8 protein-coding genes are annotated in these 13,258 nt (G+C 67.5%); all 8 read right to left on the bottom strand.

Going from position 1 to position 13,258, the window contains the following annotated elements; genetic code table 11:
* Positions 1 to 139: 139 nt before the first annotated feature.
* The gene (locus tag JZZ72_RS20860; protein ID WP_210015078.1) at positions 140 to 1,756 is read right to left on the bottom strand and encodes an NADP-dependent glyceraldehyde-3-phosphate dehydrogenase; all 1,617 of its coding nucleotides are present in this window, start codon (positions 1,754 to 1,756) and stop codon (positions 140 to 142) included.
* A gap of 111 nt (positions 1,757 to 1,867) precedes the next feature.
* Positions 1,868 to 6,268, bottom strand: coding sequence for a leucine-rich repeat domain-containing protein (locus JZZ72_RS20865; protein WP_210015079.1), 4,401 nt, complete (start codon positions 6,266 to 6,268; stop codon positions 1,868 to 1,870).
* 60 nt (positions 6,269 to 6,328) lie between these two features.
* Positions 6,329 to 7,129 (bottom strand): carbohydrate deacetylase, encoded by an 801-nt coding sequence (locus tag JZZ72_RS20870; protein ID WP_078481267.1) that lies wholly within the window; start codon positions 7,127 to 7,129, stop codon positions 6,329 to 6,331.
* On the bottom strand, positions 7,101 to 8,276 hold the full coding sequence (locus JZZ72_RS20875; RefSeq protein WP_210015080.1) for a GNAT family N-acetyltransferase: 1,176 nt from the start codon (positions 8,274 to 8,276) through the stop codon (positions 7,101 to 7,103). Before JZZ72_RS20875 ends, JZZ72_RS20870 begins: the two co-directional genes overlap by 29 nt.
* Positions 8,277 to 8,280: 4 nt before the next feature.
* The gene (locus JZZ72_RS20880; protein WP_043860598.1) at positions 8,281 to 8,970 is read right to left on the bottom strand and encodes a GNAT family N-acetyltransferase; all 690 of its coding nucleotides are present in this window, start codon (positions 8,968 to 8,970) and stop codon (positions 8,281 to 8,283) included.
* Positions 8,971 to 9,015: 45 nt separating this feature from the next.
* Complete coding sequence (locus JZZ72_RS20885) at positions 9,016 to 10,944, bottom strand: hypothetical protein (protein ID WP_210015081.1); 1,929 nt, start codon at positions 10,942 to 10,944, stop codon at positions 9,016 to 9,018.
* Positions 10,941 to 12,245 (bottom strand): oligosaccharide flippase family protein, encoded by a 1,305-nt coding sequence (locus JZZ72_RS20890; protein ID WP_043860600.1) that lies wholly within the window; start codon positions 12,243 to 12,245, stop codon positions 10,941 to 10,943. The genes JZZ72_RS20885 and JZZ72_RS20890 overlap by 4 nt, the downstream gene beginning before the upstream one ends.
* The gene (locus JZZ72_RS20895) at positions 12,242 to 13,252 is read right to left on the bottom strand and encodes a polysaccharide deacetylase family protein (protein WP_043860619.1); all 1,011 of its coding nucleotides are present in this window, start codon (positions 13,250 to 13,252) and stop codon (positions 12,242 to 12,244) included. The genes JZZ72_RS20890 and JZZ72_RS20895 overlap by 4 nt, the downstream gene beginning before the upstream one ends.
* Between the last annotated feature and the right edge of the window lie 6 nt (positions 13,253 to 13,258).

The following is a 13,258-nucleotide window of genomic DNA, read 5'->3' on the forward strand; positions in this document are numbered from 1 at the left end:
GCAGAATCGGGTTGTGGGTGCCGGCCTCTTGGCCGGCAAGGCCGGCTCCTGCCCGAAACTCTGTAGGAGCCGGCCTTGCCGGCGAAGCTGTTCAAGCCGACGCGAACCCTATGCTTGTACCGTTTTGCCCACCACGCAATCAGAAGATGTAGTCAGTCGTCAGGAAACTCGACTCGCGGTTGCGGATGATCTGGCTGATCAGCTGCTTGTTGGCCTCCTGGAACTTGGTGGCCACCAGGGTGCGGATCGAGAACACGCGCAATGCGTCATGCACCGACAGGGTTCCTTCGGCCGAGTTCTTGCGCCCGTTGAAGGGGTAGGTGTCCGGCCCGCGCTGGCACTGGGCGTTGAGGTTGATGCGCCCGACCTGGTTGGCGAAGGTGTCGACCAGCCGGCCCACGGTGGCCGAATCGGTGCCGAAAATGCTCAACTGCTGACCGAAATCCGAATCCAGCACGTAGTCGATCACTGTCTGCAGGTCGCGGTAGGGCACCACCGGGATCACCGGCCCGAACTGCTCTTCGTGGTACACGCGCATCTGTGGGTTCACCGGGTACAGCAGCGCCGGGTAGAAGAACGAACCGCGGCTCTGGCCGCCGCCCTGGTTGATCACCTTGGCACCGTGGCCTACTGCATCGGTTAACAGGCCGCCCAGGTAGTCGACCTTGCCTGCTTCGGGCAACGGGGTCAGGCTGACGCCCGGGTCCCATGGCATGCCGGGCTTGAGGTCGGCCAGCTTGCGCTGGAACTTGTCGAGAAAGGCGTCCACCACCTGCTCGTGCACGAACAGGATCTTCAGCGCCGTGCAGCGCTGGCCGTTGAACGAGAGGGCGCCGGTGACCGCCTCGTTGACCGCGTTGTCCAGGTCGACCTCGGGCAGCACGATGCCCGGGTTCTTGGCGTCCAGCCCCAGCGCGGCGCGCAGGCGGTGCGGGCGCGGGTGAAGCTTCTTCAGGTCGCTGGCGGCCTTGTTGGTGCCGATGAAGGCGAACACGTCGACCTTGCCGCTGGCCATCAGCGCGCTGACGGTCTCGCGGCCACGCCCGTAGATGACATTGATCACCCCGGCCGGGAAGCTGTCGCGAAACGCCTCCAGCAACGGGCGAATCAGCAGCACGCCGAACTTGGCCGGCTTGAACACCACGGTGTTGCCCATGATCAGCGCCGGGATCAAGGTGGTGAAGGTCTCGTTGAGCGGGTAGTTGTAGGGGCCCATGCACAGCGCCACGCCCAGGGGCGCGCGACGGATCTGGCCGAGGGTGTCCTGCTCCAGTTCGAAGCGACTGGAGCGCCGGTCGAGTTCCTTGAGGGCGCCGATGGTCTCGACGATGTAGTCGCAGGTGCGGTCGAACTCCTTCTCGGAGTCCTTGAGGTTCTTGCCGATTTCCCACATCAGCCACTTGACCACCACCGCGCGCTGCTCGCGCATGCGGGCCAGGAACGCCTCGACATGCTGGATGCGCTCGGCCACGCGCATGTTCGGCCACACGCCGCGGCCCTTGTCGTAGGCACGCACGGCGGCGTCCAGGGCGGTGAGGGCGGTATCGGCGTCCAGCAGCGGGGCGCTGCCGAGTATCACCTGCTGCTCACCGTCGTCGGTCTTGAGCCACACCGGGCTGCGCACCGTGGCCAGCGGGCCTTCCCAGCGGTGCAGTTGCCCATCCACCAGGTAGTCGCGCTGCTCGAGCGGGTCGCCCAGGCGATAGGCCTCGGGGATATCCGTGGCAGCGGGAAACAGCGAGTCCAGACGATCCATGACGCAATACCTCTTTTCCATGGTGAATGAAACGGTTCAGCCGAGCATAACGCCGGCCCCGGCACAAAAGCCAGCCTGGGCCCGGGTGCGCTCCGGGCCGGCGCCCGCCTGTCAGTCGATGGTGCCTCGCGCCACTCCCTCGGTCAGGGTTCTGCGCAGGTCGACGAGGCGTTGTTCGTACACCTGCCGCAAGCGCTGCGCCTCCACCAGCAGTTCACCTTCGCTCAGCGTTTCGGCTGCCTGCTCCAGGCTGTCGTCCAGCGCTGCCCGCGAGGCGGCGAACTGTGCGGCGAAGCGTTCGCGCAAGTGGTGCTCCCATGCAGGGTAGACCGGTTCCTCTTCATGGTTCATGGCCAGTACTTCGTCCAGGCCGTGGGAGGTGGTCGGGTCGACCGCCAGCAGCAGGTTGCGCTGCTGTTCTATCCAGGCTTCGCCCGGCAGCGGCATCACATCGACCAGTGCGTCGATGATCACCGGCTCGTCGGCACGCGCCGCCTGGGCCAGGTCCAGGCCCGGCAGCCGGGTGATACGTTTGAGCGCCCACTGGTAGAGCGTCGCGTAGCTGTCTTCGGACATGTTGAACGAAAGGCTCAGCACGCCGAAGCCGAGCTTTCTGAGACGCACGTGGTTGACGATGCTCGCCAGCAGGGTGCGCGAGCGGGTTGCCAGGTCCGGGATGGCCAGGGCCTGTGACACCTCGCCCAACTGTTCGAGGTCGAGCAGGGTGCCGCCTGTGCGGGCGAGAATCTGCTCACGCAGGGGCGCATTGGCGTCCATCCAGGTCAGCAGGCGCCATAGGCGGCGCCGGTAGGTCAGTGGGGCGACGATGTAGGGCGGGCTGTCGAACATGGCACGCAGGTCCCGGAAGAACCCCGACGGCAGGCTCTGCTGCAGTCGTTGCCAGCTGGCCCGCTGTTGTGGCGTGGCGTCGTCGAGCAGTTCGTTGTAATCGATCTCGGCCACCAGCAGGTCGATACGGTGGGTGGTGTAGTAGGCATCGGCCGCCTGCAGGGCAGCATCGCTCAGCGGATTGTGTTCCAGGCGCAGCGCCCGGGCCAGCGGAGGTGAGAGGATGGCGGTCGGTGGCAGCTCCTGCAGCTGGTTGCCGGACAGGTCCACCAGGTTCGGCGCGTCCAGCTGATCAAGCCCTGTCGGATAGGTCGCCAGGCTGCAGTTGTACAGGTCCACGCCCTGCAGCCGGTTCAGGCGGGCGAAGTCGGGCGGGGTTGCCAGCGGGTTGTTCGACAGGCTCAGGTCGCGCAACTGCGGGTAACCTTCGAGGGCGTGCTGCAGGTGCTCGTCCCAGACCAGGCGGTTGTTGGCCAGGTCCAGCACGCTGAGCCGATCACCCAGCCCGGTGGGCAGGCTGGTGAGTTCGCAGCCGTTCAGGCTGACGCGCTGCAGCTGGGTGAAGTGGCGCAGGAAGGCGTCAGGCAGCCGGGTCAGGGAGTTCTGCTCCAGCGACAGCTCATTCACGTGATCGAAGTTGGCCTCCAGCGCAGGGAAGCTTTCCAGGTCGCCGTCGGTCAGGTCCAGGTAGTCCAGGTTCAGCTGAACGATGGCTTCGCCGTCGGCGACCTCGCGCACCGACAGGCGCTGCCAGGCGGCGATGATTTCCTCCCGCGCCGATTGCCGGGCTGTACTGGGCAGGGCCCACAGGGTCAACGCGCTTTTCAGGCGTTGCAGGGTTTGTTCGAGCGTGCGCAACCGCGCCTGGGCCGGAATCTCGCTGGCCTCCCAGGCCGCCAGTGTGGCACGCGCCTCTTCGCCGCTGGCATGCGGGTAGAGCGTGCGGTAGCGGGCCTCCTGTGAGGAGCTGGCAGGCGACACCGGCGGGTAGCCGGGGCGGTCACTGCCGCCCAGCAGGCGTGCTTCGCTGGCCCAGCCGCGGACCTCGCCGGACCACAGCCAGGTGGCAAGTTCGCCGCGGGGGCGTTCGAGCATCGACAGCACGCGTTGCTGCAGCGCCGCCCTGGTGTCCAGGCCCAGCACCTGGCGATAGCGGGGAGCGATGCTGTCATGCAGGGCCGCGAACAGGTCGTCGCCGGGCGCGTGCAGCGGGAGGTCGTCCTTGAAGGTCTGGTAGCCTTCTGCACCGTGCACCAGAACCCTGCGCTGCGCCTGGGTGGCACGACCCACGCGCTGCAGCAGAGGGCCGCGCGGGCCACCACTGCGTGCTTCCAGCACCACCGAGGCGTCCCAGCCAGGGGCGTGCTCCAGGCACAACAGCGCCAGGCGCGTGCTTTGCGGCGTCGCCAGGGCTGGCCAGTACAGGCCTTCGGTCGCGCGTACCAGGGGAACACGGGCGGCCAGCGTGGCGGCCTCTTCCAGCAATTTGGTGGGGATGGCTGCCGGTGGCACCCAGCGTGCCAGCCGGGCCGGGCCGACAGTGTCCAGCAGGCTGCGGGCCAGCACCGGGCTCAACCCGGGCAAGCGTGCGCACAGGGCCGTGATGTGCGGCTGCGGGGGCACCAGGGCCAGGTAACGCTGCTCGAACAGGGCCTTGCCGACGTTGCCCGTGACGTTTTCGGCGCGCAGTTGCCGGGCGATCCTGAGCCGTTGCAGCGTATCGGCCAGCAAGGGTGGCAGGCCCAGATTGGCGGCGTGCAACCGACGCAGCGCGTCTTCGCGGGTGCCGCTGACCTGGCAGGCCTGTTCGAGTTCTGCATCGCTCAGGCCTTGCGCAAGCGGGCCCAGACGGCGCAGCAGGGTGGCCCGCGACCAGCTCAGCGGCTGTTCATGCACGCTGCGCCAGGCACCCTGGCCGTTGTGCTCCAGCGCGGGGCGATAGGCGTCCTCACGCGCGGGGTGGCGCAGTTGCCATTGTTGCTGGCGCGCATCGAACTGCTGCTCGTACAGGTCGGCGCCGAGCCTGATGTAGTGCCGGTCCGCGTGCCGGTACTGGCCCTGGTCGTTGGCTGTCACCTCGGCGGGCAGCGGCGTGTCCAGCCGGTAGGGTGCCAGGTCGGGCAGGTACAGGCGCGTACTGCCATCGGGCAGCGGCACTTCGACCAGCGCATCGACCAGCGCTGGTGCTGTCTTGATCGCCAGCACCGAACCGGCCAGCATGCCGGCAGTGATCGCCACCGACTGCAGGTGCGCCATGGCGCCCTCGACGTCGCCGTCCTGCCAGTCCTCCACGCCTTCATACACCTCCTTGATCAGCTGTACCGCAGTGACCGCCAGCATGACCGGGCCCAACGCGGGAACGAACATCGCCGCGGCATTGAGCACGTTCAGCGCGCGTGTCTCCCATTGTTCCAGGCGGGCCTTGCGCGCTTTCTCGTCGGCTTCAGCGGTGGGCACCATCAGTACCCGTGCTTCATCCTTCAGGCGTTGCAGGTGGCGGTCCTGCAGCACGCCGAACAGCTCGCCGGCAACCGGGGCAAGGCTCAGGTACAGGCTGTCCTGCTCCTGCGAGTGCCACGGTCCGTCCTTGTCGACCACCTGCCGGGCCAGGTTGTGTCCGAGCACATCGAACAGGTGTTGCTGCTGTTGCAGCGGTACGTAGCGCTGAAACAGCCTGCGAAACCCGGGGTGGTTGAGGCGCCCTTTGAGGTAGCGCTCCAGCGCCGGCATCGACGCATGCTCGGTGAGGGCATCGTCCGGGTCGCCGGGCAGGTACAGCAGCAGGCTGTCTGCCTGCTGCTCAGATGCCAGGGCAAACAGCAGGATGTCGTGCAACGGTACGCCGCTCATGCTCAGCAGGCTGGCCTGCACTGGCGGGGCCTCGGCGCCTGCTGCGGCGGGCGCGTCCAGCAGCGCCAGCAACCGGCTGCAGGCGGTTGGCCCGATGCGCTGGCGCGCTTTCGCCACGGTGACCTCCAGGCGCAGCAACTGGCGATTGGCATCGATCGAGTCGCGACGCACCCTGTCTTGCGTGGCAGGTGTTTCGAACACTGCCTGCAGGTGCTGCTGGTAGCGGGCGCCCAGGTCCAGTTCGCGGCACAGGCGGGCGAACACGGCCGGTGACAGGCGATGGCGGGTATAGCGGTAGGCAAGCCCGGCGTCGGTCAGGTCGAGGTGGAAATGGCCTTGCAGGGTGATCGCACTCTTGCCGAGGAAAGTCACGTCGTCACCGAAGTTCTGCAGCGCTGCCTGCAGCAGGCTCTGCTTCTGGTAGGTGGTACGTGTGGCGAGCTGCCAGAGGTCGGCCTCTTCGTGAAACTGCACCAGGTCGGTGGTGTGCAGGTTCAGGGGTTCGCCAAGTTCGGCGTCAAGGCGCGCCTGCAGCAGCGGCTCGGCAAATGCCAGCAACCCCTGGAAGGCCTTGAGGGTGCCTGCCAGTGTCTGGCTGGCCCGCCGATAGCGACGCCTGGCTGCACGCACGGCGTCACGCTGATCGGGCAGGCCGTTGGCCAGCCAGTCCGGTTCGGCATCGGGGATGACATGGGTCAGGGCCAGATGACGCCGAAGGTCTTCGGCGTCCTGGGCGCTGGTGTGTTTCAGCCAGGTGGGCAGGCGCTGGACGATGAACGGTGAGTGGGGAATGCGTGAAGGGGAGGTAGGCATGGTCGTGCTCCGGTCCGTGGACCGACAGCACAACCGATCAGCCGGGCGAAGCGGTGGTAGTTATCTGTTGGAGGCAGTGCCCAGGGTGCTCTGGCGCGCCTCGCGCAGCGACGCGTAGCCGACCCTGGGCACGCCCGCCAGGCGCTGGTCGAGCAAGGCCTGCAAGGACTCGCCACTGCCCAGGTAGGCATCGCCGAAGTCGTGGCTGCCCAGGGCACTGGGGTGCGCCACCACTTCGAGCACGCCATGGCGTGGGGCCAGGCCGTCACGCAGGTCGACCGGGGTACACACATGGTCGGCGGTCAGCCTGGCCAGCTGGCGCAGGCGCTGGTTGAGCAACGTCTTGAACAGGCGTTTTGCCGGGCCGATGTTGTGCCCCACATTGCGGGCCAGGCGTATCGGCACCCCTTCGCGGGCGGCGAAGCGGGCGACGATTTCGCCGATGGGCCACAGGTTGTGCACGTGCTGGTGGGAGTCCAGGTGGCTGGGGGTCAGCCCATGGTCCAGGCAGCGCTGCCATTGCGCGGCGAGTTCCTCGTGCACCGCCTGGCGGGCCGCGCGCCCCAGCCACAGACGCTTGCGCGACAGGCCCAGGTCGAACTCGCCCTCGGCATTGCAGAACTGCGCCAGCGCGCGGATCGGCTCGCTCAGCGGGCGCCCGTAGGTCAGGTTGAAATGCAGGCCCACGCGCCCGCGCAGGGCCGGTTGCTGGGCCAGCGCGCAGGCGGCCTTGAATGCAGGCATGCTGGCCATGGCGGTGGCAGAGCTGATCAGGCCGCACTGGAACGCGCGCAGGATCACCGCGTTGGTGTGTTCGTTGAGGCCAAAATCGTCAGCGTTGACTATGACTTGGGACGGCATCCGGGCGCTCCTGTGCTGTGGGTGTGGCAGTGGGGGAAGTGGCAGGTGCCGGCACGGGCTGCTGTTGGCGGCGTTTGAGCCAGGGCTTGATGCGTTGCCACAGGCGCAGCGCCATGCCCAGGCACAGGCCCGACGGGCGCCAGCTGTAGAAACTGTGGCGCAGGTGCTCGACCTGGCCGGTCATGCGCTCATGCAACTGGTGGCTGGAGTTCTCCAGGCTCACCCTTGAAGCGTCGATCCACGTCCAGCCTTCGTCCAGCCCCCAGTCGATCCATTCCTGCAGCAGCACCCGGCCGCTGCCAAGGTCGGCATACTGCGGCACGAAGGCGAGGTTGTAGTCGTACAGGCGGCCCCGTTCGAGCAGGCCCAGGCGGTAGCTGATGCAGCGCCCGTCCAGTTCCAGCACCACCAGGCGCAGACGGCCATCGGCCGCCAGCGCGGTGAAGGCCTGGAACATCCATTGGCGCTGCGCGGGCACCGAGAAGATGCCGACCCCGTCGTCGCCTTTCCAGCTCACGGCCTCGACCGCGCTGACGGCTTCCAGCCAGGAAGCTGCGTTGGCGGTATTGGGGGTTACTCGGCGCACCTGTGCCCCGCAGGCGGCGATGCGCTTGCGCGCGCGGCGCAACTTGTAGCGCGGGTCGCCACTGACTTCCTGGCGGTCGGCCTCGCTTATCTGGTGCACCGGCGCACGGCAGGCGGTGCGCTGTTCGTGGGTGGAACTGCGGCGTGCCCACTGCTGCAGCCAGGGCGAATCGCCCGTTACCTCGTTGAGTTGCAGCAGGGCATGGGGCAGGCGCGTGCGAATGGCTGCCAGTACCTGGCCGGCGGCACTGGTCGGCAGGTCGATGAGCAGGCCGATGCGGTCGCTCATGGGGTAGCCCAGGTGGTGCACCACGGCAAAGTCCAGCGGCCCGTGGCGCTCAAGGGTGCGGACCAACGGCAGGCACAGCACCAGGCGTCCTTGTGCGTGCCCCAGCAGTACCTGCAGGTGCTGGCTGGCCGGCAAGGCAGCCTCGGCGGCGCGCAGCCAGGCCAGGCTGTTGAAGGGGGTGGCATCGGGCAGCCGCTCGAGCAACTGCTCGTAGGCGTCGGCGGGGAAGTCGTCGGCACGCAGCGAGGCGTGCCAGGTAAAGGTCAGGGTCATCGGTTCAGGACACCGTGGCTGTAGTGCTGCGCGGCGCCGGTTTGCGCAAGGCATCCAGGCGCGAGCCGCTGTAGCGCGTTTCGCGGAAGAATTTCCAGCGACCGAACAGGCAGTACACGTGCATCACACGGCCCTGCTCGACGTAGCCCATGCGCAGGTGCAGCTTGAGCGCCGGAATGTTGTGGGTCTCGCACACGTCGACCACCTTGTCGCAGCCCTGTTCGGCCATGGCGCGCCACAGGGCCAGTTGCAGGTCGACCGACAGCGACGTACCCCAGTACTGGCGCGCCAGTTCACCGCCGAACTCGAAGAACTCGCCCGGCTCGACCGGGAACCAGCAGCCATAGTAATGACGGTCGTGGTAGTGACGCGGGCTGCCCCAGATGAACGCCACCACGTGGCTGTCTTCGTCCAGGAACATCAGCCCGGTATGCCCTTCGGCGGCCAGTTCACGCATGGTTTCGACACGGTCGCCGAAGTGCTTGGCAAAGCCTTGCACGTTGTGCACCGTGATGCGCTCCACGCGTAGCGGCGCATAGGGCTTGAGGGTATGCGGCGGCACCGGGCTGACCAGGTCGCGCTCCATCCACAGCAGCTCCCAGTGAAAGAACACGTAGCGCTTGTACGCGCTGCGAAGGGTGGCGCGCAGGCCTTTCTGGTGTACGCGCTGGCTGAACTTGCTGACGATATTCATGGTGGCTCCCGTATCCGGCAGGGGAAGAGATCTTCGGCACTGTGTTCATGAGGCGCTCCATCGCAGGGCAAACAGAGTCTGCCCGGGCAGTTCGAAACGTACCTGGCCGTGCTGGCAATCCAGTGCCGCGGCGCGCGGCTGGTTGTCCGGCCCGAACAGGGTGAGCGTGGCAGCGGTCTGCGGGCATCGGCTGGCCGGGGTGGCGAAGCTGACGTGTTGCAGGCGTTCGCCCTTGTTGACGCCCAGCAGGCTGCGCTGTGCGCCGCGTGCCATGGCCAGTGCATCGACCTCGAAGGCGTCGTTGTCCAGGTGCAGCACCTGGTCGAGCCAGTGCTGGGCGATGAACTGCTGGGCCAGGCCCACCGGCTTGAGCTCGAAGCGGTTGTTGCCCAGCACCTTGACCATGCCTTTGGGCCACTCGGGCTCGTCGGCGATGTGGAACCAGTTGAGCATGTCCAGCAGGCCGTCCTGGGAGGCATTGATGACCACCGAGGCCCACCATACGCCGGCATAGTGGGTGTTCTGCTCGTACAGGCTCAGGGTCGAGCCACTGGACAGGTTGGTCTGGTCGAGCAGCAACGCCTTGCGCGGGCGACCGTTGGCGTCCAGCCCCACCAGTTCGGCGGCGCGGCGTACCGAGTCGCGGTAGGTGCGGGTGGCGAGCAGGTCGCGGACCATCCACTCGTGCCAGGCCATGGCGTCGATCTGCGGTTCGAATTCCTTGAGCAGGCGCCGTGCCCAGTCCAGGCCGACGCGCTGCGCCGCATCGCCGCGCAACGGGCCGTTGACCAGCCGCGAGCTGGCCGGCATGGCGATGCGCACGCCGGCTTCATGGGCGCCGGGGTAGGCGCGCACACGCTGGGCCATGGCCGCGAAGAAGGTGCGGTAGGTGGCGTAGTCGGCGTAGTTGAGGTTGGGTTCGTCGGCAAAGGCGATGTAATGCAGGCCCTTGCCGCCCAGGGCGACGCTGGTGGCCAGCCAGTCGTCCAGCGCGCCATCGTTGGCGCGGCTGCGCATCAGGTCGGACTTGCGCCCGGTGGCGGCCATCAGGGTGATGTCGTGGTGAATGCCGAAGCGCTCCTGGTACAGCTGGCGAAACGGCAGTTCGTAGCGCGGCTTGCGTGCCAGCACGTCGGCAAAGGTGTAGTAGCCGGCGGCCTGCAGTTGCAGCGCATCGATCACCGCATGGCTGGACGGTGGCGGCATCACGTAGGGCAGGTTGTTGCCTAGCCTGGGCGTGGGGCCCAGTACCTTGGCACTGCTGCGCAGGCTTACCTGGCCGTCGCGGTGCACCAGTGGGGCGAGGTCCTGGGGGCGCAGGGCGAACAGGTTGGCGCTGCCGTCCAGCCAGAAGGCCACCTTGCCGGTGCCTTCGAAGTTCAGGCGCCATGTCTGGTCCTGGGCGCTTGCGGGCAGGTTCACCTGATCGAACTGCCAATAGGCCCGGTGTTCGAGCAGCGCCAGCTTGAGGCGCTTGCCATCGTCCACGCGCTCCAGGGTCAGGTTGCGCACACCGTCGTGATACTTGCCGGCAAGCACCGCCGTTTCACCGGCTTTCACGCGAAAGTACAGGGTGGTGGCGCGGTCCGGTTCGAGGCTGAAGTGCACCTTGGCGGGGGCGAACTGGGCGCCGGTGGTATCGTCGTATTCGAGGCGGTAGCGCCTGAAACTGTAGCCGGGGATGGCCACCTGGTAGGTGCCGGTGCCGGCGGTAAGTGGCCAGCTCAGCTGGCCGCGGCCTTCATGGGGGGCAATGATGCGTTGCGCATCGAGCTTGCCGGTGGCGTCGAGCAGGTACACCTGTTCCTGGTTGGCATCGGCCTGCCAGGCCGGCACCCAGCTCAGTTGCAGCGGGGCGCTGCGCTGCGGCGCCAGGTACAGGCTGCCGTCGCGAATGTCCGGCCAGCGCAGGGTGGCGGCGTGGGCAGTGGCGGCCAGCAGCAGGCCGGGTAACAACATCCATGTACGTTTCATACCGTTCTCCGTTGCAGCATCTGGCGCAAAGGCAACAGATCGCCAGGCAACACAAACAAGGTCCGCAGCAACGGTACGCCGCTCAGCCTGCAGTACAGCACGAGCATGGCCACCGTCACCCCAAGGTAGGCGATGGAGGAGGCCAGGGCCGCACCCGCGATGCCAAAACGGGGAATCAGGACCACGTTGAGAATCAGGTTTGCCGCCGCGCCCACCCCCATCATCAGCGAGACCGCGCCGGGGCGATTCTTGCCCAGCAGGTCCAGGCGCAGGATGCTTGCGTAGCACAGGCCGAACAAGCCGGGAAGCAGTGCCAGCAGGGCCGGGTAGGCCGGCTGGTAGGCCGCGCCGAACAGGGTGACGATCAGCCATTCGCCCACCAGGGCCATGCTCAGGCAGGCCCCCAGCATCACGGTGGCAGTCAGGCGCAGGGCCAGCGGGGTGAGCTTGTCCATGCCGGCATCCTGCTGCAGCAGGCGCTTCATCAGCGGGGTGGTGACGGCCTCGGGGATGATCAGCAGCAGTTCGGCGGCGGCGCTGGCCATGGCGTAGTGCCCCAGGGCGGCGCTGCCCAGGAAGGCACTGATGAACAGGTAGTCCGAGCGCAGGATGACCTGCTGGAACAGCACGTCCGGGTGGCTGCGCGCACTGTAGGCCAGCAGCTCGCGCTGCCCGCCGCGGTTCCAGCACAGCGTGATGTCGTGCTGGCGGCCCAGCCACACCAGGCCCAGCAGCGCGACCAGCCCCAGGCCCAGCAGCCAGCTGATCAGCGCGGCCTCCAGCGCGGCGTGCTGCCACATCCAGAACATGCCCACGAACAGCAGCAGCGGCACCAGCGATTCGGTCAGGCGCAGTGCGTTGAATGCGCCCACCCCGCCGGTGGCGTTGTGCAGGGTGAGCAGGCCGCTCTTGAGCACCGTCAGCGGCACCGCCAGCAGCAACAGCCAGGCCAGCAGGCCCAGTTGCAGGGTCACTTCCAGTTCAGTGCCGAATTCGCGCATCAGCGCCACGCAGATCAGGGTCAGCACCCCGGCCAGCAGGCACCCGTAGATCAGCACCTGGCTCAGCAGCAGGCCCATCGAGCGTTGCTGCGCCGCCTGATAGCCCACCGCGGTGTTCAGCCCGCCGCTGGTGGCGGCACTGATCAGGTCGGGCAGGGTGCTGAGCAGGGCGAACAGGCCGCGCTCGCTGGGCCCCAGGATGCGCGCCAGCAGCACGTTGCGCGCCAGGCGCAGGGCGATCATCGCCAGGCGTGTGCCCATGCTCAGCAGCAGGTGGCGCAGGTAGTTGCCTCGACTCATGAGCGGCCTCCGCGGCTGATGCGCCAGGCCAGCAGCGAGGGGCGGCTGGCGTTGCGCTGGCTGACGCCGATGCGCGGCAACGCCAGTGGGTCGTCATGACCCTGGCAGATCCCGGCGCGGGTGCTCAGGGCGAAGGGGTAGCGATGGGCGGCCAGGCGCGCGCGTACCCGGGCGTCATGGTCGCCGTTGGGGTAGCAGTACACCGGCAGCGGCTGCTGGCAGCCTTGCTGCAAGGCGTGGTGGCTGCGGCTGAGTTCTTCATCCAGGCGCTGGTTGTCCAGCCCCGGCAGCAGCGCGTGACTGGCCCCGTGCGGGCCGAAGCTGATCAGCCCGGAGCCTTCCAGTTCGCGTACCTGCTGCCAGTCCAGGGCCTGGGGCAGGGATTCGGCCGGGCAGGCGTCTGTCAGTTGATGCAGGGCGGCCGGGCTCAGGGTCTTGAGGCTTTGCAGGTAGCCGGCCAGCGCCTGGCTGCGGGCGTTGGGCCGCTGGTTCATGAAGTAGGCAGCCGGCAGCGGCCGGCCGATCTTGCGCAACGCTTCGATCAGGGTGTGGCGCGGGCCTTCGCCATGGCTGCCCCACAGGGTTTCGCCCAGGCTTTCCCACCAGAAGCGCTGGCGGCTGCCGATGTAGTCGGTGGACAGGAAGATGCTGGCCGGTACCTGGTACTGCTGCAGCAACGGGAACGCATTGAGCGCGTTGTCGCGCCAGCCGTCGTCGAAGGTCAGGGCAACCTTGGGGCGGCTGTCGCCCCTGGGCTGCTGATGGTCCTTGAGCAGGTCCATCAGGTGTACGCAATCGAAGTGCTGGCGCAGCCAGCGCAGCAGGCGCTCGAAGGCCTGCGGGCCCACGCACAGTTCGTTGCGATGGGGCAGGGCCGCGCTGGCGTCGTCGGCCAGCACCCGGTGCAGCATCAGGATGACCCCGGCGCCGCGCAGCTGGCTGCGGCCCTTCGGGGAGTGCAGGTACAACCAACCGCTGGCGCGCTTGAGACTGGTCTTGATCGGCATGAAGGC

It is taken from the genome of Pseudomonas palmensis, from assembly GCF_017848315.1.
Classification (GTDB): Bacteria; Pseudomonadota; Gammaproteobacteria; order Pseudomonadales; family Pseudomonadaceae; genus Aquipseudomonas; species Aquipseudomonas palmensis.